The sequence below is a fragment of the Pseudomonas atagonensis genome, from assembly GCF_011369485.1.
GTDB classification, from domain to species: domain Bacteria; phylum Pseudomonadota; class Gammaproteobacteria; order Pseudomonadales; family Pseudomonadaceae; genus Aquipseudomonas; species Aquipseudomonas atagonensis.
Map to the genome: position 1 here is coordinate 255511 of NZ_VXCA01000009.1, position 21617 is coordinate 277127.

Annotated in this window: 18 protein-coding genes; 11 read left to right on the forward strand and 7 right to left on the reverse strand. The window is 60.1% G+C overall.

Annotation, left to right across the window (positions count from 1 at the left end; all coding sequences use genetic code 11):
• The first annotated feature begins 5 nt into the window (after positions 1-5).
• Together parC and F2P67_RS06660 are read left to right on the forward strand one after the other, a co-directional pair.
• On the forward strand, positions 6-2270 hold the full coding sequence (parC, locus tag F2P67_RS06655) for a DNA topoisomerase IV subunit A (RefSeq protein WP_096794754.1): 2265 nt from the start codon (positions 6-8) through the stop codon (positions 2268-2270).
• A 177-nt stretch (positions 2271-2447) separates the two neighbouring features.
• On the forward strand, positions 2448-3158 hold the full coding sequence (locus tag F2P67_RS06660; protein ID WP_166218747.1) for a PqiC family protein: 711 nt from the start codon (positions 2448-2450) through the stop codon (positions 3156-3158).
• 330 nt (positions 3159-3488) lie between these two features.
• On the opposite strand, the gene F2P67_RS06665 is transcribed toward F2P67_RS06660, so the two are convergent.
• Entirely contained in the window at positions 3489-4994 is a 1506-nt protein-coding gene (locus tag F2P67_RS06665) for an AhpA/YtjB family protein (RefSeq protein ID WP_166218749.1), read from the reverse strand.
• Between the two features lie 134 nt (positions 4995-5128).
• Between F2P67_RS06665 and serB the strand changes: the two genes are divergently transcribed.
• Positions 5129-6343, forward strand: coding sequence for a phosphoserine phosphatase SerB (gene serB / locus F2P67_RS06670; RefSeq protein ID WP_064388597.1), 1215 nt, complete (start codon positions 5129-5131; stop codon positions 6341-6343).
• Between the two features lie 147 nt (positions 6344-6490).
• Here serB and F2P67_RS06675 read toward each other — a convergent pair whose 3' ends face one another.
• From F2P67_RS06675 to F2P67_RS06690, 4 genes are all read right to left on the reverse strand, one after another.
• A complete protein-coding gene (locus F2P67_RS06675) occupies positions 6491-8242 on the reverse strand; it encodes a molecular chaperone (RefSeq protein ID WP_166218751.1) in 1752 nt (583 codons plus the stop codon).
• 64 nt (positions 8243-8306) lie between these two features.
• Entirely contained in the window at positions 8307-9167 is an 861-nt protein-coding gene (gene asd, locus F2P67_RS06680) for an archaetidylserine decarboxylase (RefSeq protein WP_105705899.1), read from the reverse strand.
• Between the two features lie 21 nt (positions 9168-9188).
• Positions 9189-10004 carry a thiosulfate sulfurtransferase gene (gene rhdA / locus F2P67_RS06685; RefSeq protein ID WP_166218753.1) on the reverse strand — a complete coding sequence of 272 codons (816 nt, stop codon included), beginning with the start codon at positions 10002-10004 and terminating at the stop codon, positions 9189-9191.
• A 42-nt stretch (positions 10005-10046) separates the two neighbouring features.
• Positions 10047-11585, reverse strand: a complete 1539-nt coding sequence (locus F2P67_RS06690) for an HDOD domain-containing protein (RefSeq protein WP_166218755.1) — start codon at positions 11583-11585, stop codon at positions 10047-10049.
• 166 nt (positions 11586-11751) lie between these two features.
• Between F2P67_RS06690 and motA the strand changes: the two genes are divergently transcribed.
• The 3 genes from motA to dinD all read left to right on the forward strand — a co-directional run bounded on the left by motA (position 11752) and on the right by dinD (position 14704).
• Positions 11752-12603 carry a flagellar motor stator protein MotA gene (motA, locus tag F2P67_RS06695; protein ID WP_007952169.1) on the forward strand — a complete coding sequence of 284 codons (852 nt, stop codon included), beginning with the start codon at positions 11752-11754 and terminating at the stop codon, positions 12601-12603.
• Between the two features lie 3 nt (positions 12604-12606).
• Positions 12607-13686 carry a flagellar motor protein MotB gene (gene motB / locus F2P67_RS06700; protein WP_166218757.1) on the forward strand — a complete coding sequence of 360 codons (1080 nt, stop codon included), beginning with the start codon at positions 12607-12609 and terminating at the stop codon, positions 13684-13686.
• Between the two features lie 166 nt (positions 13687-13852).
• Positions 13853-14704 (forward strand): DNA damage-inducible protein D, encoded by an 852-nt coding sequence (gene dinD, locus F2P67_RS06705; RefSeq protein ID WP_166218759.1) that lies wholly within the window; start codon positions 13853-13855, stop codon positions 14702-14704.
• Between the two features lie 108 nt (positions 14705-14812).
• Here dinD and rsgA read toward each other — a convergent pair whose 3' ends face one another.
• Positions 14813-15844, reverse strand: coding sequence for a small ribosomal subunit biogenesis GTPase RsgA (gene rsgA, locus F2P67_RS06710; RefSeq protein WP_166218761.1), 1032 nt, complete (start codon positions 15842-15844; stop codon positions 14813-14815).
• Positions 15845-15951: 107 nt separating this feature from the next.
• Here rsgA and orn point away from each other — a divergent pair, with 107 nt between their 5' ends.
• The 3 genes from orn to F2P67_RS06725 all read left to right on the forward strand — a co-directional run bounded on the left by orn (position 15952) and on the right by F2P67_RS06725 (position 18503).
• The gene (gene orn, locus F2P67_RS06715; protein WP_053116764.1) at positions 15952-16494 is read left to right on the forward strand and encodes an oligoribonuclease; all 543 of its coding nucleotides are present in this window, start codon (positions 15952-15954) and stop codon (positions 16492-16494) included.
• A 202-nt stretch (positions 16495-16696) separates the two neighbouring features.
• Complete coding sequence (locus tag F2P67_RS06720; RefSeq protein WP_178120910.1) at positions 16697-17311, forward strand: TRIC cation channel family protein; 615 nt, start codon at positions 16697-16699, stop codon at positions 17309-17311.
• 145 nt (positions 17312-17456) lie between these two features.
• Positions 17457-18503: a Fic family protein gene (locus tag F2P67_RS06725; protein ID WP_166218765.1), complete on the forward strand. Its 1047-nt coding sequence runs from the start codon at positions 17457-17459 to the stop codon at positions 18501-18503.
• A gap of 14 nt (positions 18504-18517) precedes the next feature.
• Here the strand turns inward: F2P67_RS06725 and queG are convergent, their stop codons facing one another.
• Positions 18518-19588 (reverse strand): tRNA epoxyqueuosine(34) reductase QueG, encoded by a 1071-nt coding sequence (gene queG, locus F2P67_RS06730; protein ID WP_166218767.1) that lies wholly within the window; start codon positions 19586-19588, stop codon positions 18518-18520.
• Positions 19589-19651: 63 nt separating this feature from the next.
• On the opposite strand from queG, the gene F2P67_RS06735 reads away from it, so the two are divergent.
• Entirely contained in the window at positions 19652-21151 is a 1500-nt protein-coding gene (locus F2P67_RS06735) for an NAD(P)H-hydrate dehydratase (protein WP_166218769.1), read from the forward strand.
• A complete protein-coding gene (gene tsaE, locus F2P67_RS06740) occupies positions 21139-21609 on the forward strand; it encodes a tRNA (adenosine(37)-N6)-threonylcarbamoyltransferase complex ATPase subunit type 1 TsaE (RefSeq protein WP_166218771.1) in 471 nt (156 codons plus the stop codon). The genes F2P67_RS06735 and tsaE overlap by 13 nt, the downstream gene beginning before the upstream one ends.
• Positions 21610-21617 lie beyond the last annotated feature (8 nt).

The window sequence follows — 21617 nt, forward strand, 5'->3', positions numbered from 1 at the left end:
CCCGCATGAGCGACTCCCTTGATCTCAGCCTGGACGGTGTAGAACGCCGCTCGCTGGCTGACTTCACCGAAAATGCCTACCTCAACTACTCCATGTACGTGATCATGGACCGTGCTCTGCCGCATATCGGCGACGGCCTGAAACCGGTACAGCGGCGTATCGTCTACGCCATGAGCGAGCTGGGGCTGGACGCCGATTCCAAGCACAAGAAATCGGCGCGTACCGTCGGTGACGTGCTCGGCAAGTTCCACCCGCACGGCGACTCGGCGTGCTACGAAGCGATGGTGCTGATGGCTCAGCCGTTCAGCTATCGCTATACGCTGGTCGACGGCCAGGGCAACTGGGGTGCGCCGGACGATCCGAAGTCCTTCGCGGCAATGCGTTACACCGAAGCGCGGCTGTCGCGATATTCCGAAGTGCTGCTCAGCGAACTGGGTCAGGGCACTGCCGACTGGGGGCCGAACTTCGACGGCACTCTTCAAGAGCCACTGGTTCTGCCGGCGCGCCTGCCGAACATCCTGCTCAACGGCACCACCGGTATTGCCGTGGGCATGGCCACCGACGTGCCGCCGCACAACCTGCGTGAAGTCGCCACCGCTTGCGTACGCTTGCTCGATGAGCCGAAAGCCACGGTCGAACAGCTCTGCGAACACATTCAGGGCCCGGATTATCCGACCGAAGCGGAAATCATCACGCCGCGCGCCGACCTGCTGAAAATGTACGAAACCGGCAAGGGCTCGGTGCGCATGCGCGCCGTGTACCACGTCGAGGACGGCGACATCATCGTCACCGCGCTGCCGCACCAGGTGTCCGGTGCGAAAGTGCTGGAGCAGATCGCCGCGCTGATGCAGGCGAAACCGTCGAAAGCCCCGCAGATCGCCGACCTGCGCGACGAATCCGACCACGAAAACCCGTGCCGCATCGTGATCATTCCGGTCAACAGCCGTGTCGATCACGAAGCGCTGATGCAGCACCTGTTCGCCAGCACCGAGCTGGAGTCGACCTATCGGGTCAATGTCAACATCATCGGTCTGGACGGCAAGCCGCAGCTGAAAAACCTGCGCGCGTTGCTGGTCGAATGGCTGGAATTCCGCGTGCTGACCGTCCGTCGTCGCCTGCAATTTCGCCTCGACAAGGTCGAGCGTCGCCTGCACCTGTTGGACGGCTTGTTGATTGCTTACCTCAACCTGGATGAAGTGATTCACATCATCCGCACCGAGGAACACCCGAAAGCCAAGCTGATCGAGCGTTTCGCCCTCAGCGAAATCCAGGCCGACTACATCCTCGACACCCGTCTGCGTCAGTTGGCGCGACTGGAAGAGATGAAGCTGCGCGACGAGCAGGACGAACTGCTCAAGGAACAAGCCAAGCTACAAGCCCTGTTGGGCAGCGAAGCCAAGCTGAAGAAGCTGGTGCGCACCGAACTGCTGAAAGATGCCGAAACCTATGGCGACGACCGTCGTTCGCCAATCGTCGAGCGTGCCGAAGCCAAGGCACTGACCGAACACGATCTGCTGCCGAACGAGAAAGTCACCGTCGTGCTCTCGGAAAAAGGCTGGATCCGTTCGGCCAAGGGCCACGACATTGATGCCACCGGACTGTCGTACAAGGCTGGCGATGGCTTCAAGACCTCGGCGGCGGGGCGTTCCAACCAGTCTGCCGTGGTTATTGACTCCACTGGCCGAAGTTATTCGGTCGCCGCGCATACGCTGCCGTCGGCGCGTGGTCAGGGCGAACCGTTGACTGGTCGTCTGACACCGCCACCTGGCGCGACCTTTGAATGCGTGCTGATGCCGGAAGACGACGCGCTGTACGTGATCGCGTCCGACGCCGGTTACGGTTTCGTGGTGAAAGGTGAAGACCTGCAAGCCAAGAACAAGGCCGGTAAAGCTCTGTTGAGCCTGCCGAACAACGCAAAGGTTATCGCACCTCGCCCGGTAACTGACCGAGAGAATGATTTGCTCGCTGCAGTGACAAGCGAGGGGCGCATGCTGGTCTTCAATATCAGCGATTTGCCTCAGTTGGCGAAGGGCAAGGGCAACAAGATCATCGGTGTTCCGGGTGACCGTGTCGCGAGCCGTGAAGAGTTTGTCACGGACATTGCTGTCATCCCCGCAGGCGCTACGTTGATCCTGCAAGCGGGTAAACGCCCTTACAAACTGAAAGCCGAGGACCTCGAACACTACAAAGGTGAGCGTGGACGTCGCGGGAATAAACTCCCGAGGGGCTTCCAGCGTGTCGATGCGCTGCTCGTCGAAAACCTCAATTAGGCGTCCTAGAGCGCCGTATCTACGATTTAACGCGTAGATCGGCGCTTTGGCGCTGGAGTCGGAACGCATATTCACGGATGATATGGCCTTTCCAAGCGCCGGCGTGGCCGAGCGTTCTTCATATTTATTGAGTATTTTCACTGTGGTCAGCCTTGTGGCGGCCACCTGGACGGGATGATGACTGCTCTGCGCCCCCTTATTTTCCTGCTCGCCGGCGTATTGGGCCTGGCGGGTTGCAGCGTTCACCAGCCGGTGTCGCTGTATCAACTGGACAGCGGAAGTCCGGTTCAGCCTGCGCAAAGCGCAGGCATGGCAGTTTTGTTGGGCCCGGTAGTCGTAGCCGATTACCTGCAACGTGAGACTTTGCTGCAGCGTCAGCCGGATGGCAGTTTGCAGGCGGCGACCGATGGTCGTTGGGCGGGTAGCCTTTCGTCGGATATCGATCAGTTGTTGATGCGTCAGGTTGCTGGTCACCTAGACAGCCAGCGTGTGGTGCTGGCCCCGGCAACCACCGGGTTTACCCCGGATGTGCAGGTCTTGCTGACCATCACGCGTCTGGACTCCGGCGTGAAGCAACCTGCGATTCTCGATGCGCAGTGGCGTTTGATCGACCGTCGTGGCCAGGTTCGCGACAACCGCATCATTCACCTGCAGGAACTGCACGCCGGCAGCACGGCTTCGCAGGTTCAGGCGCAGGGGATTCTGCTGCAACGTCTGGCCGAGCAACTGTCGGTGGCGCTCAAGCCCCTGGCCAATCAGCCACCGGTGGCCGAGGCACCGCGTAAAGCGGCTCCGAAGCCGGCAGCACCAGCGGCGGAAGCCGAGAAGCAGCCGAAGATTCCGATGGCTTCACCGATTCGAACGGATATGGAAGTGTTCCGCTTCTAAGTCTGGATCGATTCAGAACAGAGCCCGCCTTGTGCGGGCTTTGTTGTGTCTGGGTTTAGATCAAAAGCCCCTCATCGGAACGCCGCCCGCCTAGCCCTCTCCCGGAGGGAGAGGGGACTGACCGATGTGTCTGGTGCTCTACATTGACCTGAACGATCTTGGCGATTATGGATTCACAGCGGGGCGTTCAAGTCGCTGCAGGTCTTCAATATTCCCGGATCGGTTCCTTCTCCCTTTGGGAGAGGGCTAGGGTAAGGGGGAAAGTGCAGGCAACAAAAAAGCCCGCAGACAATCACTCGTCTGCGGGCTTAGATGTTTCAGGCTTGAGGCTTAAGCCCGACGCTCATGCATCCGTGCCAGTTGCCGTTCGAGCATCGATGGATAAGGCTCCATCAAGCGCTCGACGCAGCAAGCGCCTTCAGGGCTGGCAATCGGGCGGATCCGCGCACGCTGGCGAATCAGTGCGTCATCACTGATCTTGCGCTCAACCAGCAGCAGATTACGGCTGTGCTGCGACAGAGCCAGTGCATCCTGCGCCGAATCGGTCAGCAGCAGATCGATCTGGCTCAGACCGAACAACTCATCACCCAGGGTCAGGCCCAGTTGTAATTGCAGGGTGATCCCGCTGTCCGCCACTTCAATCTGCAACTGGTGACCCAGCGCCCGCAGCAACTCGCCGCAGCAAATCGCATTGGTCAGATAGTCGTCGCCGCAATCTTCGGTGTGGAACAACATCAGCGTGCTGCCGTCGTTCAGGGTTTCGATTTCGCCTTGATATAGCGAAGCGGCTTGATCGAGGCAGTCGCGATAGCGTTCCTGCAATTCGTCCAGTCGCGCTTTAGGCAAGCGGCGCAGTTGCTCTTGCGAACCCAGTTGCACCGCCAGCACCGCCGTGTGTTGCGGCACGCTCGGGGTCGGTTTGCGTACAACCGGTTGCGGCGCGCCATTGAGCGATTCGTCGCGCAGGTCGGCGAACGCGTCATCGTCGTCATCGTCCTCGACGGTGCTGACCACATGGCGCGGGGCAGGCTTGTGCGCGGCCATCGGACGGGTTTCGTCGAAGCTCGGGTCGCGCAGGTTGCGCACTTCGAACTCGGGCTCGTCTTCTTCGTCTTCGAACACCGGCTCCGGCTCAGGCGCTGGCTCCGGTGCGTAGCTGGCGTGCAGCTGGCGGGCCAGATCGCCGATCTCGTCCTGACGCTCGATGCCGGGCGTGTACTCGTCGATGCGGCGCAGCCACACACGCAATTGCAGCAGCGGCGTGGAAATGTGCCGACCCAGACGCAGGCTCAGGGCTAGCGCCAGTGCCAACAGAATCGCACTGAGAATGCCCATGCTTTGCAGGCTGATGGTCATCGGCTGCTGAAACTGATCCATGTCCAGGCTGATGCGCAGTTGCCCGGCGGTCACGTCCTGGAAGGTGATCTTGCTCTCGTACATGCCCTCGGCTTCGCCCAGCAGGCTGTGCTTGGGGCGCTGACCGGATTCGGCGAGGATGCGGTTGTCCACGCTATAGATCGCCGCGTGGGCCACCAGTTTGTTCTTGGTCAGGTTATTGAGCAGCACGTTGAGGCTGAGGATGTCGTTGGACACCAACAGCTCCGTGGCGGAGGTGGCGGTCTGCGTGGTCAGGCTTTCGCCCAGCGCATCGGCCTGCTCGTGCATGGCCTGCTTGAACTGCAAGCCCATCACACCGGCATAGATCACCAGGGCCAGAGCGACCAGGATCACGTTATGGCTGGCAATGCGCAATGCAATCGGTACACGGCGGTGGCGCAGTGCACGGAAGATCAGCAGGAAGAAGTTATCGGTTTTAACTGGCGTGGGCCGGTTCACTGAGCTCGGCTCTTTTGTCCGTGAAGTTGACGCGCAGTATAGCGACAGGCCCTAGACCGGCAAAGCGCTCGCGGTGCCCGATGGTCACTGAAAGTGGGTAGAATGCGGTTTTTTTCCAGTTGCGGGGGTGCGCGTTGCGCGAAATCGTCCTGATTAACATCACGGGAGTCGACCGTCCGGGTCTGACGGCGGCCATTACCGGTGTTCTGGCGCAGGGTGGCGTGAACATTCTCGACATCGGTCAGGCGGTGATCCACGACACCCTGTCGTTCGGCATCCTCGTTGAAATCCCAGATTCCGAGCAAGGCAAGTCCGTGCTCAAGGACATCCTGTTCAAGGGCTACGAGCTCGACCAGCAAGTGCGCTTCACCCCGGTGTCCGAAGAGGATTATCAGCAATGGGTGGGCAATCAGGGCAAGAAACGCCACATCGTCACGCTGCTGACCCGCAAAGTGACTGCCGGGCAATTGCAGGCGGTCAGTTCGATCACCGCCAAATATGGTTTGAACATCGACCACATCGACCGTCTGTCGGGTCGCATGCCGCTGGACACACCGGCGGACAAGGGCAAGGGTTGCATTGAGTTTTCCGTGCGTGGCGAAGCGGCCGATCCGCAGGCGCTGCGTGCCGAATTCCTTAGCGTTGCCCAGGAACTGAACGTCGACATCGCCTTCCAGGAAGATTCGCTGTTCCGCCGCAACCGTCGTCTGGCGGTGTTCGACATGGACTCGACGCTGATCGAAGCCGAAGTCATCGATGAACTGGCCAAGGCTGCCGGCGTCGGTGAACAGGTTTCGGCGATCACCGAGCGGGCGATGGCCGGCGAACTGGATTTCCGCGCCAGTTTCAAAGAGCGTCTGGCACTGCTCAAAGGCCTCGATGTCAGCGTGCTGGACTCGATTGGTGCCTCGTTGCGCCTGACCGAAGGCGCTGAAACCCTGTTCGCCGAGCTCAAGCGCCTGGGTTACAAAACAGCCATCCTGTCTGGCGGTTTCACTTATTTCGCCAAGCAGTTGCAGGCCAAACTCGGCATCGACTACGTGTTCGCCAATGAACTGGAAGTGGTCGACGGCAAGTGCACCGGCGTGGCGATCGAGCCGATTGTCGACGCGCAGCGCAAGGCTGACCTGTTGAAGGAACTGGCGCACAAGGAAGGTTTGCGTCTGGAGCAGACCATCGCGGTCGGTGACGGGGCGAATGACCTGCCAATGCTGGCGATTGCCGGGCTGGGTGTGGCGTTCCGTGCCAAGCCGCTGGTCAAGCAATCGGCGAAGCAGGCGATCTCGACGCTGGGTCTGGATGGTGTGCTGTATCTGCTCGGTTTCCGCGATCGCGACGGGCAGCTCTAAGAAGGTCTCTGCTGTCTGAGCTGGCCTCATTGCGGGCAAGCCACGCTCCCACAGGTGTGGGGTTGTTCACAAAGTTGTGATCACCACGAAAGCTGTGGGAGCGTGGCTTGCCCGCGATGGTCGCGCCGCCAATGCAAAGCCCTGCGTTTACAGCGATTTCCACAACGAATCGAAATCTTCCTCGCTCCCGCCATTCTGCGCGGCCTCCAGCGAGCGGTAGGCAAACTGGTTGAAACTGTGCGTACTTGCCACCCGCCGATCCAGCCCGGCGCGGTGTTCTTCGCCCTGGGTATTGATCAGCACTTTATTGCCTTCCTGGAACGGCAGTCGCGGCGCCAGCAGGGTCGCCGGCAAGTCGATGGCGCTGATTTCCGGCAACAATAGTCCACGTAAATATTGGTTGTGGTCGTCGCGCGAGCGCACCAGTTGCAAGCCGCACGGTTGCGCATGGGGCGCCACCAGTTCAATGCCTATTTGTGTGCCGGCGCCACGTACCTGACGAATCCAGCGAATCACCGCAATGCTCCAGCCTTGGTTCGCGCTGTCACGAATCCCGAGCATTTCCCCGGCCTGCAGTTCGGCGGGCACTTCTTTTGGCCACGCCAGGCAATAACCACCGGGGCTGTGATTGATCACCGGCAGGGCATAAGTGGGGAAGTGCGGCGTACTGTCATGACCGCTGTCGTCTTCTGGCAGATGGTCGTACTGGATTTCTTCGAAAGGCAAAAACTTTTCGCTGCTCTGCGGCGCGGCATCGAAGGCCTGGCTCCAGCTGTCCTTTTCGCCTTTGGCCACGGCGCTGCTGAAGTTCGCCGCTCGGGCGCCGGGATGCTTGAGTAATTCGCTGAAGGTACGCTCGCCGCCGAGGTAGAAGTGCAGGGCGCTCATGCCCACGCACACGGTCAGGCTGCCCTGACCCACGGTGCGCTGAAAGCTGCGTTCGGCGGCCTGGCCCCAGGTCGCGTGCAAGTGCTGCAAGGTGTCGAAACTCAGCCCGGTCGGCACCGGCAATGGTGTCGACGTGTCCTTGTGTAGCAAATGCGCTTCGATGGCGTTGACCAGTGGTTGTGGATCAAAACCGAGCAGCCCGGCCTTTTGCTCGCTGCGAAACATCGAGCGGTAGCGCGGGCCGACGTCGAGTTCGGCGCTGATCGCAAACAAACCATCGTCCGGGCTGCCTGGGCGTAGCTTGAGCAGGGCACTCCAGGGATCGAGGACTTCCGCCAGCCGGGCAATCTGGTTCTGGCGCAATTGATTGCAGCGAGCAGAGCCGAGCAAGAGCGTGGCGATGTAAGTCTGTTCCAGGCTCAGTTCCGTGGTCAGGCTAGCGAGATCGTCATGCACGCGGCGCTGATGCAACTGCAATTCACAGGCGAGGCGATACAACTGATGCAATTCGAACCACAGGTGTTGCGGCGGCGGGCTGTACAACTGCGTCGCGCGCACCAGTTGGCCCTTGAGCGCATGAGCCGTCCGTTGCAGGGCGAGGCTCACCAGCGTCGCGCGGTCCTTGCTGTACTTGGGGGCGATGCGCACAACGATCTGTTTGTAACCGCTGGCCAGATGACTTTGCAGAGCCTGACACAGGTTGCTGATCTTGCGTGAACGCTCGTCGAGCATGATCGCCTGGTGGAGGAAATGCCGCTCCAGATGCTGGCAGACGAAATACACCTCGGGCCGCAGCAGCTCCAATAGTTGCAGGCGATTGTCGCTGGGGGTCAGCAATTGATTGAGCTCGCCCAGCCCTTGATACAACTGGCGGGCGGTTTCGCCGATGTTGGCCTTGGGCAGACCGGCGATCCAGCGCTTGAGGTCGCGCGGGGTGGCGTCGCAAAACGACAGGCGCGATTGCGTGGGAGTGGGGGCGCTTAACAACGGTGGGGAGTTGGTTTGGCTCATGCCAAAAACCATAGCAGCAAATGCTGCAATCTGTGGGAGCCGGGGCGGCTCCCACAGCAAGGCATCAGGCTTTCGGCAGCGCCAGGCCTTGACCCATTTGTACAGGCGAGCCGGCCGCCAGTTCTTCAGCCCACTTCACTTGATCCGGGCCAAACAGCACGATGGCAGTCGAACCCAGCTTGAAGCGACCCAGTTCGGCGCCCTTTTCCAGGTGGATCGGCGCGCGAGCGGCTTCGTCGTAGCGGAAGGTTTTCAGTTCACGCTTCGGTGGTGTGACCAGACCGGCCCACACGGTTTCGATCGATGCAACGATCATCGCGCCCACCAGCACTACGGCCATCGGCCCGCGCTCGGTGTCGAAGATGCACGCTACACGCTCGTTGCGGGCGAACAGTTCCGGCACGTTTTCAGCGGTGGTCTGGTTGACCGAGAAGATTCGGCCCGGAATGTAGACCATTTCACGCAGGGTGCCGGCCAGCGGCATGTGCACGCGGTGGTAGTCCTTCGGCGACAGGTAAATGGTGGCGAAGTCGCCGCCCATGAATGGCGCCGCATTGGCCGCGTCACCGCCGAGCAGTTCCAGCACGCTGAAGCTGTGGCCCTTGGCCTGGAACACGCGACCGTGTTCGATCGGGCCGAGCTGGCTGACCGCACCGTCGGCCGGGCTGAGGATAGCGCCCGGAGTCTGGTCCAGCGGACGCGCGCCGTCTTTCAGGGCGCGGGTGAAGAAGGCGTTGAAGTGCTCGTAAGCGGTCAGGTCTTCGACCAGCGCTTGCGACATGTCCACTTGATAACGCTTGGCGAACCATTGGGTGAAGGCATTCTTGAACCAGCGCACGCGGCACTCGGCAATGCAGCCGGCCAGACGCGACAGCAGGTGATGAGGCAGCAGGTACTGACTGAGGATAAACAGACGCTCTTTCATTAATTAATAGTCCTTAAAACCTTAAATCTCGACGGGCGTGTCAGGGTGATTACCCCATTCGCCCCAGGAACCGGCGTAGCCCTTGACCCGCGGATAACCGAGGGACTTGGCCACCAGATAGGTGAAGCCCGACCGGTGATGGGTCTGGCAGTGGGTAATGATTTCTTTGTCCTTGGTGATCCCGAGGTCTTCGAGGATCTGCGGCATGTCCGTTCGAATGCGCAACTGACGCGCTTTATCCATGCCCGCCGTCCATTCGAAATTGACCGCACCGGGAATGTGTCCGGCCTTGGCGGCCAACACCTTCTCGCCGGAATACTCCAGCGGCCCGCGGGCATCCCAGATCGCCAGGTCGGCGGCGCCGAGACGGCTTTGCAGGTATTCGCGGGTAGCAGTCGGCTCGTCGTGCAGCGTCAACGGCACCGGGCCGCCGACGGCCGGCGGAACCTGGATCGACATCGGCATGCCTGCCTCCAGCCACGCCGGCAGACCGCCATCGACATAGTGATACTTGTCGTGACCGATCACGTCGAGCAGCCAGATGAAGCGCCCGGCCCAGCCGCCGCCCTCGTCGTCATAGACCACGTAGACCGCGTCTTTGCGATGGCCCAGTTCACCGAACAACGCCTCCAGATCAGCTTTCGCCGGCATCAGCCCCGGCGCCGGCGGCTGGCCGAGCTGGGTGCGTTTCGGGTCGACAAACCGTGCACCGGGCAAGTGGCCTTCGGCGTAGCGGGCGGCGCTAGTCAGATCCACCAGAATCAGTTCGCTGGAATCGAGGCGAGGGAGCAAGTCGCTCGGTTCGATGACGAGCGGCAAGCCAGAGAAGTCAGACATGTGAGGTCTCCAGAGCACAAAGGGGGGGATTGTAGCGCAGCCTCACTGGCCACGGCTGCTAAAGCTGTGCAGGGCTTTTTCGATGCACTGCGCGGTTTTTCCGAAGGCTTGTACGGTGATGTCGGCGAACGGCCCGCCGCCCTGATCGGCGACGACGATCATGATCACCCGGCCATTGTTGACCAGCGAACGCAGGAACACATGCTCGCCCCGGAACAACGTGCGCAGGCCCGGCGGCAACAGCGCGGAGAACTGTGCGTTGTTGTCCGGGGTGATCCGCACTTGCGCCTGTTGTGCGAGCAAGCGTTGCAACACCCTGCTCTGGCTGACGACAAAATTCAGCGCGGCGGCCTCTTTCGGCAAACCGTGGGTTTGATGCACGCGCAGATTGGATTGCGAGCGATCGGCCATCATGATCATCACCCGGCGCAGGCCGCTGGCTACCAGCGCATCGCGGGCGGCAACGGTCAGGCTCATGGCATTGGTAAAGCGACTCGGCGTCGTCAGCAGTTCGGCGCATTGCTGACGCCATTTGCTCAGGTCTTCGGCGCTCGGCGCGGCGGCGGGCAACAAACCGGCCGGCAAACGACGGGTGCCCCACGGCCACAACAATGAAACCGCCGGGTGCCACAAGTCAGGCATCGCATGCTGGCGAGCGCTGTTGGCGGCTTGCTGGTGCAACTGTTGTTGCACCTCGTCCATCGTGATCTGCAGATAAAGGCTGGTCAGATATTGCCAGCGCTCACTGTGCGGACTGTCCCAGGCCTGTTGCGCCGACAGCGCCAGACCGTTGGCCAGCAGCACCGTGTTGGCTGGCTGATTGAGCCAGCGACGCAGGGTCGGATCGTCATCGAGGCGATTCTGTTGGCGCAGCGGGTGTTCGCTGTCGCGGGCAATGCGCAGCACTTTCACCAGTTCGCGCTGTTCAGTGAGCAACAATTTATAGCCTTGCTGGACCCAGATCGGCAGATGCCAGGCCGCGACCAGAGCTTCAGCAACTTTCAGCAGGCGCACGCCAAACAATTGCTTCTCGACAGTGCGAGCCGATTCGCCTTTGTGGATTACCCGCAGTTCCCACTCTTCAAGCAGTTGTGGGTAAGTCAGCGCCAACGGCCACAGCGGCGACAGAAACAACAGGCTGCCCCAATGAATGTCCTGCCACAGCCGCGCCAGGCGACTGGCGAAAAAACCGTTGGCCTGTTGCGAGGCGTGCTGGCTGATCATCTGCAGTTGGCGCAGGGCCTTGGGGATCTGCATCTGCGGTTCGGCCGGCAGGCGTGCGAGCAATTCTTCGGTGCGGGCGAGGCCCAGACGATTGATCGCAACCTCAAGATTTTCCGCCGGCGTGGCCATGTTGCCGTGGGTGTGACGATTCGCCTCACGGATGATGCTCAAGGCCAGCGCCGGGCTGTCCTGCATCAGGTCGGCAATGTCGCGAATCGAGCTGCGGTTATCGCGGATCGCCCGGCAAACCTTGTCGTGAGCCTCTTGTGGCACGGGCAAGCGGACGCTGTCTAGCAGCTTGACCCAGCCCTCGAGAGTGGTCGGTTTTGCGTGTGGGACGTTCGTTTCATTAGCCATGTCTGGACGGGATCTTCACTGACTGTAGACGCGCCCGGCATGGGCTAAATTGGCTTTTCGCCTGAACTGGCTATAGTCTGGCGCAGTTTTGCCGATAAGTAGAAGAAGAGATTTTTTAACTTCCGAATATGACCTTGAACCCGACTCAGTAAGTACTTTCCTACCTATGGCTAAAATTATCGGCATCATCGTCGTATTCGCGAGCGTGCTCGGCGGATACGTGCTCTCCCACGGCAAGATTGCCGCCCTGATCCAGCCTTTCGAGGTAATGATCATCGGTGGTGCGGCCCTTGGTGCATTCCTCCAGGCCAACCCCGGTTACATGACGATGCACGTGCTCAAGAAATCCCTGAGCATGTTCAGTTCGCGCTTCAGCCACACTTTCTATCTGGAAGTGCTCGGCCTGATCTACGAGATCCTCAACAAGAGTCGCCGCGAAGGCATGATGGCCATCGAAGGCGACATCGAAGACGCCGCCGCGAGCCCGATCTTCGCCAAGTACCCGGCTGTTCTTAAAGATGAGCGCATGACTGCGTTCATCTGCGATTACCTGCGCATCATGTCCTCCGGCAACATGGCTCCACACGAGCTGGAAGGCCTGTTCGACATGGAGCTCTACAGCCTGAAGGAAGACCTCGAACACCCATCCCACGCGGTGAACGGCATCGCCGACGCCATGCCGGGTTTCGGTATCGTCGCGGCGGTACTGGGTATCGTGGTGACCATGGCTTCCTTGGGTGAAGGCGATCAGAAATCCATCGGTCTGCACGTAGGTGCGGCGCTTGTGGGTACTTTCTTCGGTATTCTCGCGGCGTACGGTTTCTTCGGCCCGCTGGCGCACTCCCTGGCCCACGATGCCAAGGAAGAGCTGAACGTCTACGAAGCCATCAAGGCTTCGCTGGTGGCTTCGGCCTCCGGCATGCCGCCATCGCTGGCGGTGGAGTTCGGTCGCAAGGTTCTGTACCCGGCGCACCGTCCAAGCTTCGCCGAGCTGGAACAAGCCGTTCGCGGTCGCTAAGAAATGGAAAATAATCAGCCGATAATCATCAAGCGCGTCAAGCGCATAGCCGGCGGGCATCACGGCGGGGCGTGGAAAATCGCCTTCGCCGACTTCGCCACGGCGATGATGGCGTTCTTCCTGGTGTTGTGGCTGCTGTCCACCGCAACGCCTGAGCAGAAGATCGCCATCGCCGGTTACTTCAAGGACCCGGTCGGCTTCTCCGAAAGCGGCACGCCGTACATCATCGATCTGGGCGGCACGCCGACGCTGGCGCCGGAAAACACCCTCAACCCCGAGGTGAAATCCCAGCCGCAACCGGACAAGGTCACGGTCGACACCGAACAGGTCGAGGGCATGGCCGAGCAGGTTGAGAAGGAACGTCTGGAACTGCTTTTGCAAGAACTGCAGAACAAGGTCGACGAGAACCCGCAACTGCAGAAATTCAAGGACCAGATCCTCTTCGAGATCACGCCGAACGGCTTGCGCATCCAGATCATGGACGCCGAGAACCGGCCGATGTTCGACTCCGGTTCCGCACGCCTGAAGCCGTACTTCGAAGACATCCTGCTGGCCATGGCCGACACCATCAAAGCGGTGCCGAACAAGATCAGCATCAGCGGCCACACCGACGCCAAGCCCTACGTTGGCAATGGCGATTTCGGCAACTGGGAGTTGTCGGCCAACCGTGCCAACGCCGCCCGGCGTGCGTTGGTGGCGGGCAGCTATCCGGATGCGCAAGTGGCGCGAGTGGTCGGTTACGCCTCGTCGGCGCTGTTCGACAAAGAGAACCCGTTCAACCCGGTCAACCGCCGCATCGACATCGTCGTCCTGACCAAGAAGGCGCAAGCCGCCATCGAAGGTTCGCAAGGTGCCGATCCGGCGAAACCGGCGGATCAAGGCCAGAACGGCGCCGCTCCGGCGACGCCGGTCGATCCGAACGCACTGCCGGCGGATCAGCAACCGGTGCCGGCACATGAGCTGCGCGAACGTTTGAACCTGTTCGACGACGCAGCGCCCAAACCGGCCGCACCGGGCAGTGCGGCGCCAAACCCGGAGCCTGCTGCTCCCGCCACTGCACCGGCTCCCGCGCCGAAACAGTGACCCACAAAAAAGCCGACAGCGATGTCGGCTTTTTTGTGTCCAGCGACGACTGGGCACACTTTTGATCAGCCTCTCACGGATAATCCCCGTCAGGTTGCTCACAGGTGTTTTGCTCGAAATGGCCAGCTATCTATTCAAAGCCTTCTAATCACAGGGAGTCGTGACGATGGAAAATCAGACAATCTTTTCGCTGCAGCAGCAATTTGACGGATTGGCGCAACGGATTCCTGGCGAAGGTATCGAGTTCTGGTTCGCTCGCGAGCTGCAGGAACCACTGGGTTATGCTCGCTGGGAAAACTTTTTCACTGTTGTCCAGCGGGCGATAGCTTCGTGTGAGGCCACCGGCGTGGATGCCCTCGATCATTTTCGTGGCGTTACGAAATTGATCGACATTGGCAAAGGTGGGCAACGGGCCGTCGACGACTTCATGCTCACGCGTTATGCCTGCTATTTGATTGCGCAAAATGGCGATCCGCGTAAGCAGCCAATTGCCTTCGCTCAGAGCTATTTCGCACTACAAACGCGCAAGCAAGAGTTGATTGAAGACCGCATGCGTTTGCAGGCCCGCTTCGATGCTCGTGATCGCTTGCGCGAATCGGAAAAAGAACTGTCGCAGAATATTTATGAACGAGGTGTCGATGATGAGGGTTTTGCCCGCATTCGATCCCGGGGAGATGCAGCGCTTTTCGGTGGGCAAACGACTCAAGCGATGAAGGATCACTACGGCATTATCAAGAGTCGGCCGCTTGCTGATTTTCTGCCTACATTGACAATCGCCGCGAAGAACCTAGCCACTGAAATGACTAATCACAATGTGCTTCAGGTTGATTTAAAGGGTGAGTCGGCCATTGCGCGGGAACATGTGCAGAACAATTTGAGTGTTCGCGACATGCTGGATCAGCGCGGAATAAAACCCGAGGAGCTCCCAGCTGAAGAAGACATTCGCAAGCTCGAACGCCGGGTTAAATCACAGGAAAAAAGCATTGCCAAACAGGCGCCGAAGTTACCAGCCGAATGATTTTAAGAAGTCCGTTGGAGTGATCGCATTGATAAGCAAAAGCCGCAGTCACCTGCGGCTTTTTTTGATCTGACGCTTTCCCAGCGCCAGCCTTACTGGCGATGTTGTTTAGTAACCGTTTTCCGGCAGGCTGGCGATGATTGAGCGGTAGCTGTTCATCCGTTGCTGCTGCACGCGGCCGTCTTCCAGAGCCTTGAGCAGGGCGCAGCCCGGTTCGCGGTCGTGTTTGCAGTCGCGGAAGCGGCAGGTGCCGAGCAGGTCGTTGAACTCGATGAAGCCGGCTTCTACATCGGCACGGCTGACGTGGCCGAGACCGAATTCACGGATACCCGGGGAGTCGATCAGCTCGCCGCCGCCCGGGAAGTGGAACAGGCGCGCGGTGGTCGTAGTGTGCGTGCCCTGGCCGGACAGTTCGGACAGCGGGCCGACGCGGGTTTCAACGTCCGGCAGCAGGCTGTTGACCAGCGACGACTTGCCGACGCCGGACTGGCCGACGAATACGCTGATGCGTCCGTCTAGCTGCTGCTGCAACTGTTCCATGCCATTGCCGTGGTGCGCGGACACTTCCAGTACCGGATAACCCAAGGTGCGGTAAACGGCCAGCAGCGCATTGAGCGCCGGCGCGTTCTGCTCGTCGATCAAGTCGAATTTGTTCAGCAGCAACAGCGGACGGATGCCGGCGTGCTCGGCTGCGACCAGATAGCGGTCGATCAGGTTGGCGTGCGGTTCGGGCAGCGGGGCGAAGACGATGACGATCATGTCGACGTTGGCGGCCACCGGTTTGAGCTGACCACGGCTGTCCGGGCGGCACAGTTCGGTGGTGCGCGGCAGTTGCGCGACGATCACGCCGATGCCCTGATTGCCGGCACGCCAGACTACCTGGTCGCCGGTCACCAGCGCTGGCAGGTTGGCGCGCAGGTGGCAACGGAACACCTGGCCGGCGAGTTCGCCGTCCTTGGCCTCGACCTCGACCTGCACACCGAAGTGAGCGATCACCAGACCGTGTTGCTCAGGGCCAAGGTCACCGCCCTCCAGGGCTTCGACAGCCGAGGATTCGCGTTTGGCGGCGCGGGCAGCGCGTTCGCCCTGAATCTTTTCGATGCGCCAGTTTTGACGACGATTGAGTTGGCGTTTGGCCATGGGTGTTCCGTCTGAAGAATGCAGCGATTAGGTAAAACGGCCGCGAGTTTAGCACGCCCGGGCATCGGCCTAGGCTAAACTGCGCAGCATTGCCTAGGAGCCCGAATATGCAAAACCCGCAGAATCTGATCTGGATCGACCTGGAAATGACCGGCCTCGATCCGGATAACGACGTGATCATCGAAATGGCCACCATCGTCACCGACAGTGATCTGAACACCTTGGCCGAAGGCCCGGTGATCGCCATCCATCACAGCGACGAAGTCCTCGCGCGTATGGACGAGTGGAATACCCGCACCCACGGCAACTCCGGCCTGACCCAGCGCGTGCGCGACAGCCGCATCAGCATGGCCGAAGCCGAAGCTGAAACCATCGCCTTCCTGGAGAAGTGGGTGCCGAAGGGCAAGTCGCCGATCTGCGGCAACAGCATCTGCCAGGATCGCCGCTTCCTTTATACCCACATGAAGGCGCTGGAAAGCTACTTCCATTACCGCAACCTCGACGTCTCGACGCTCAAGGAACTGGCCGCGCGCTGGGCGCCAGACGTACGCGACAGCTTCAAGAAGGGCAGCACTCACCTGGCGCTGGACGACATTCGCGAATCGATCGCCGAGCTGCAGCATTACCGCAAGCACTTCATCAAGTTCTGATTGGGCGGTGTCTGCCCTGACGTCTTCGCGAGAAAGCCCGCTCCCACCCTTTGGAATGCGTTCCCCCTGTGGGTGCGGGCTTGCTCGCGAAGAGGGCGTCAGATTCTCCGGAAGATTCCAATCAGAAATGCAGCCCGGAGCACGCCCCCTTCTGGTGCGGCGCCGAAATGGCTAGACTGCGCGCCTTCCTGCCTGGATCGCCATCATGTTGCTGATGCTCTACCTCGTCGCCATTACTGCCGAAGCCATGACTGGCGCGTTGTCTGCGGGCCGTCGCGGCATGGACTGGTTCGGTGTGGTGCTGATCGCCTGCGTCACGGCACTGGGCGGTGGTTCGGTGCGCGACGTGCTGCTCGGGCACTACCCGCTGACGTGGGTCAAACACCCGGAGTACCTGGTGCTGACTTCGGTGGCGGCGATGTTCACCGTGTTCACCGCACGCTGGATGCGCCACCTGCGCTCGCTGTTTCTGGTGCTCGACGCGGTCGGTCTGGTGGCCTTTACCCTGATCGGCTGCATGACCGCGCTGGAAATGGGCCACGGCATGCTGGTGGCCTCGGTCAGTGGCGTGATCACTGGCGTGTTCGGCGGCATCCTGCGCGACATCTTCTGCAACGACATCCCGCTGATCTTCCGCCGTGAGCTGTACGCCAGCGTTTCCTTCGCGGCCGCGTGGTGCTACATGTTGTGCCTGTATCTGAACGTGCCGAGCGAACAGGCGATTCTGATTACCCTGTTCGGCGGATTTCTATTGCGCCTGCTGGCGATTCGTTTCCACTGGGAAATGCCGAAGTTCGTTTACAACGACGCGCCTTGATCGACATGCTGTCGCGAAATGTCCTGTTTAGATTGTTGAATAGTTGGTGGCATGTAAATAGGGTAAAAATGGCATAAACGGGGTATTTAAAGTTTTAAATACCCCGTTTATGCCATTTTGTCCCCCTTTTAGCAGGTCATTTCGAATGCGCTCCCTTCATCCAGAGTTTCTCGCTGCTTTGCGCTTTAACGGATTGCAGATCTCGACGTTGCGGGCGTTGGGAGAGTTCCGAGGCAAGCAAAAACTATTCATCGCGCAATCGCCTCAGGTTTTAGACGATCTGAAACAACTTGCCGTGATCGAATCCACGGAATCATCCAGCCGTCTTGAGGGAGTGACCGTAGCGCCCGCTCGCTTGAAATCGCTAATGAGCAAAACCACCGATCCTCAAAGTCGATCCGAGCAGGAAATTGCGGGTTATCGGGATGCGCTGGCGCTCATCCATGAAGCTGCTGAGGACATGCCTTTTTCTGAAGGTGTCCTAAGGCAATTGCACGGTTTGCTTTACCGCTATTTACCCCAATCGGGTGGCGACTGGAAAGCGACAAACAATGACATCATCGAACGCAATCCCGACGGGACATCGCGGATTCGTTTTCAACCAGTGGCTGCGCATTTAACCCCTATAGCGATGAATGAATTGCTGATGCATTACCATCAAGCTGCGCAGCAAAATCTGGCTGACCCTCTCGTCCTGATACCGCTCACCATTCTGGACTTTCTGTGCATCCATCCTTTCTCGGACGGCAATGGCCGCGTTGCTCGTCTGCTGACTTTGTTACTGCTCTACCAGTTCGATTATCGAGTCGGGCGTTTTATAAGTCTTGAGCGGATATTTGAAGAGTCAAAAGAGGGTTATTACGAGACGTTGGAAATTAGCTCTCAACGGTGGCATGAGGGCACGCACGACGTACAACCATGGATGGATTATTTCTGGGGTGCATTACTTCGAGCGTACAAGGAGTTCGAAGACCGGGTGGGCACGATAGATAATCGACGAGGCGGAAAAAGTGATCGAGTCAGAGAGCTAGTCTTGAGCAGAAACCTGTCGTTCTCGATTACAGATATTGAGGAGTCTTGTCCGGGAGTGAGCCGAGACACAGTACGTTCGGTTTTGCGCGCCCTGAAGGCCGACGGATTGATTGAGCCGACCGGTAAAGGACGTAGCGCGAAATGGAGAAAACCAGTCTGAGCTCAGCGATAACGTTAGCTGCTGCGCTCGGCGTGCTGCTTCAACGCCCACTCCACATGCTCGCGTACCAGCTCTGACGGATAGTCGCGGCGCGCCTTCAACGCCTCCAGCACCGGAATGCTTGACGGCGCATTGCCCAGTCCCACGGCCAGATTGCGCAACCAGCGCTCATAACCGGCACGGCGCAGTGGCGAGCCTTCGGTGCTGCTGAGGAACTTGTCCTCATCCCACATGAACAGTTCGGCCAGTTCGGCATTGTCCAGATTGTGTCGCGGCTTGAAGTCGCTTTCGCCGGAGGGTCGGGCGAAGCGGTTCCACGGGCAGACGATCTGGCAGTCATCGCAGCCGAACACGCGATTGCCGATCAACGGGCGCAGGTCTTCGGGGATGGCGTTTTTCAGTTCGATGGTCAGATAGGAAATGCAGCGTCGCGCATCCAGCACATAGGGGCCGACGAAGGCGTTGGTCGGGCAGATGTCGAGACATGCGGTGCAGCGGCCGCAATGTTCGCTGCTGTACGGATCATCCACTGGCAGCGGCAGGTCGACGAACAGTTCGCTGAGAAAGAAATAGCTGCCGGCCTTGCGGTTCAGCACCAGCGTGTTTTTACCGATCCAGCCCAGCCCGGCCTGTTCGGCGATGGCTTTTTCCAGCACCGGGGCACTGTCGACAAAGGCGCGAAAACCGAACGGGCCGATCTCGGACTGAATCCTGTCGGCCAATTGTTGAACGCGTTTACGGATCAATTTGTGGTAATCGCGGCCCAAGGCATAACGCGATACGTAGGCTTTTTCCGGTTCGGCCAGGCGTTTGGCCATTTCGGTATCGCCGGGCAGGTAGTCCATGCGCAGCGAAACCACGCGCAAAGTGCCGGGAACCAGTTCTTCGGGGTGCGAGCGTTTGCTGCCGTGGGCGCCCATGTAGTCCATTTCGCCGTGGTAGCCGGCGGCGAGCCAGCGCTCCAGGTGCTGCTCATGCTCGGCGAGATCGAGGCCGCTGATGCCGACTTGCTGAAAGCCCAGTTCGCGCCCCCAATCCTTGATCGATTGGGCGAGGGCGGGCAGGTCTGTGGTGATGGCGGACATGAGGCGAGAGAAACCGGAGCTGAGGTGCGTATAATTCTGCCAGACATCGGAGCCCGAAGACGCATGCCGCACACGAAAGATGAATTACCCGACGCGCTGTACCGCGCCGCACAGGTGCGCGAACTCGATGCGCGGCTGATCGCTGCCGGCACGCCGGGCTTCGAATTGATGCAGCGGGCGGCGCGCGCAACCTGGCGCGCGCTGGTGCGGCAATGGCCGACAGCCAATGAGCTGACCGTGCTGGCGGGGCGTGGCAACAATGCAGGTGACGGTTATCTGGTCGCGGCGCTGGCGCTTCGGGCTGGCTGGACGGTTCAGGTGTTGGCGGTCGGTGACCCGCAGCGTTTACAGGGTGACGCCGCGCTGGCCCATTCCGAGGCGTTGGCTGAAGGCGTCACCGTGCAGGGCTGGAGTGCGCAAAGCGAACTGCACGGTGTCATCGTCGATGCCTTGCTGGGCACAGGCCTGAGCGGTGAGGTGCGCGAACCGTATGCGTCAGCCATCAATGCAATCAACGCCAGCGGCTTGCCCGTTACCGCAGTCGATATTCCCTCTGGGCTGTGCGCGGATACCGGTCGGGTATTGGCTGTCGCGGTGCGCGCCGACCTGACGGTGACCTTTATTGGCCTGAAGCCTGGACTGTTCACCGGCGACGCGGCGGATCATGTGGGTGACATGGTATTCAACGATCTGCAAGCCACGGCCGAAACCTATCGTGACATTCCTGTCAGTGCTCGACGCCTGAACACGGCTAATCTGCCGCGTCTGACTGCGCGTGCACCGACCGCACACAAAGGTCGATTCGGCCATGTGCTGCTGATCGGCGGCGATCACGGTTTCGGTGGGGCGATCCTGCTGAGTGCCGAGATGGCCTTGCGCAGTGGCGCGGGCATGGTTTCGCTGGCCACTCGCCCGGAGCATGTCCCGGCGGCGCTGACTCGCGTGCCGGAAACGATGGCGCTCGGTGTGTCCTCGGCCAATCAGTTGATGGGATTGCTGGAAAAGGTTTCGGTGCTCGTCGTCGGGCCGGGGCTGGGGCAGGCGAGTTGGGGGCGGGCGTTATTGTCTGCTGCGGCCAACGCGCCCTTGCCGCAAGTCTGGGACGCGGACGCGTTGAACCTGTTGGCGAGTGGTTTCGTCAGCCTGCCCAAGGACTGCGTGATCACTCCGCATCCGGGCGAGGCGGGGCGTTTGCTGGGAATCAGCACCGCGCAAGTGCAGGCCGATCGTCCTGCTGCGGCATTCGCATTGAGCAAAAAATATACAGCGGTGGTGGTGCTCAAGGGTGCCGGCAGCCTGATCGCCCATCCCGATGGGCGTCTGGCGTTGTGTCATCAGGGCCATCCGGCCATGGCCACTGCCGGTCTCGGCGATGTGCTGGCGGGTTTGACCGGCGCGTTGCTGGCGCAAGGCATGGACGGCTTTGATGCCGCGTGTCTGGCCGTCTGGCTGCATGCCAATGCAGGAATGCAACAAGGTAAATTCGGCCGTGGGTTGGCGGCCAGTGATCTGATTCCAGCCATTCGTCAGTTGTTGGAGGAGCATGCACCGTGTCTGAAGTAACCCTGTACCTGGCCGATGAACAGGCCATGAGCGACTTTGGCGCACGGATCGCCCGCGTTACCCAAGGCCATGGCCTGATTTTCCTCGAGGGTAATCTGGGCATGGGTAAAACCACGCTGTCACGAGGGATCATTCGTGGCCTGGGGCATGTCGGGGCGGTAAAGAGTCCGACATTCACGTTGGTCGAACCCTACGAAATCGGTGACATTCGCGCCTTTCATTTCGACCTGTATCGCTTGGTCGATCCGGAGGAGCTGGAGTTTCTCGGCATCCGCGACTATTTCGAAGATGACGCGCTGTGCCTGATCGAGTGGCCCGATAAAGGTGCAGGCTTTTTGCCAAAGCCTGACCTGACCATTACCATTAGCCCGCAAGACAGCGGGCGTTCGCTGAAAATTTTATCCCAGAGCTCGCGTGGCGAGGCCTGGTGTGCCGCTTTGGCATTGGAATCCAATTAAATGATGGG

Coding starts and splice junctions, on each gene's coding strand:
- parC (WP_096794754.1), top strand. CDS start 6: ATGAGCGACTCCCTTGATCTCAGCCTGGACGGTGTAGAACGCCGCTCG.
- F2P67_RS06660 (WP_166218747.1), top strand. CDS start 2,448: ATGACTGCTCTGCGCCCCCTTATTTTCCTGCTCGCCGGCGTATTGGGC.
- F2P67_RS06675 (WP_166218751.1), bottom strand. CDS start 8,242: ATGAGCCAAACCAACTCCCCACCGTTGTTAAGCGCCCCCACTCCCACG.
- asd (WP_105705899.1), bottom strand. CDS start 9,167: ATGAAAGAGCGTCTGTTTATCCTCAGTCAGTACCTGCTGCCTCATCAC.
- rhdA (WP_166218753.1), bottom strand. CDS start 10,004: ATGTCTGACTTCTCTGGCTTGCCGCTCGTCATCGAACCGAGCGACTTG.
- F2P67_RS06690 (WP_166218755.1), bottom strand. CDS start 11,585: ATGGCTAATGAAACGAACGTCCCACACGCAAAACCGACCACTCTCGAG.
- motA (WP_007952169.1), top strand. CDS start 11,752: ATGGCTAAAATTATCGGCATCATCGTCGTATTCGCGAGCGTGCTCGGC.
- motB (WP_166218757.1), top strand. CDS start 12,607: ATGGAAAATAATCAGCCGATAATCATCAAGCGCGTCAAGCGCATAGCC.
- dinD (WP_166218759.1), top strand. CDS start 13,853: ATGGAAAATCAGACAATCTTTTCGCTGCAGCAGCAATTTGACGGATTG.
- rsgA (WP_166218761.1), bottom strand. CDS start 15,844: ATGGCCAAACGCCAACTCAATCGTCGTCAAAACTGGCGCATCGAAAAG.
- orn (WP_053116764.1), top strand. CDS start 15,952: ATGCAAAACCCGCAGAATCTGATCTGGATCGACCTGGAAATGACCGGC.
- F2P67_RS06725 (WP_166218765.1), top strand. CDS start 17,457: ATGCGCTCCCTTCATCCAGAGTTTCTCGCTGCTTTGCGCTTTAACGGA.
- queG (WP_166218767.1), bottom strand. CDS start 19,588: ATGTCCGCCATCACCACAGACCTGCCCGCCCTCGCCCAATCGATCAAG.
- F2P67_RS06735 (WP_166218769.1), top strand. CDS start 19,652: ATGCCGCACACGAAAGATGAATTACCCGACGCGCTGTACCGCGCCGCA.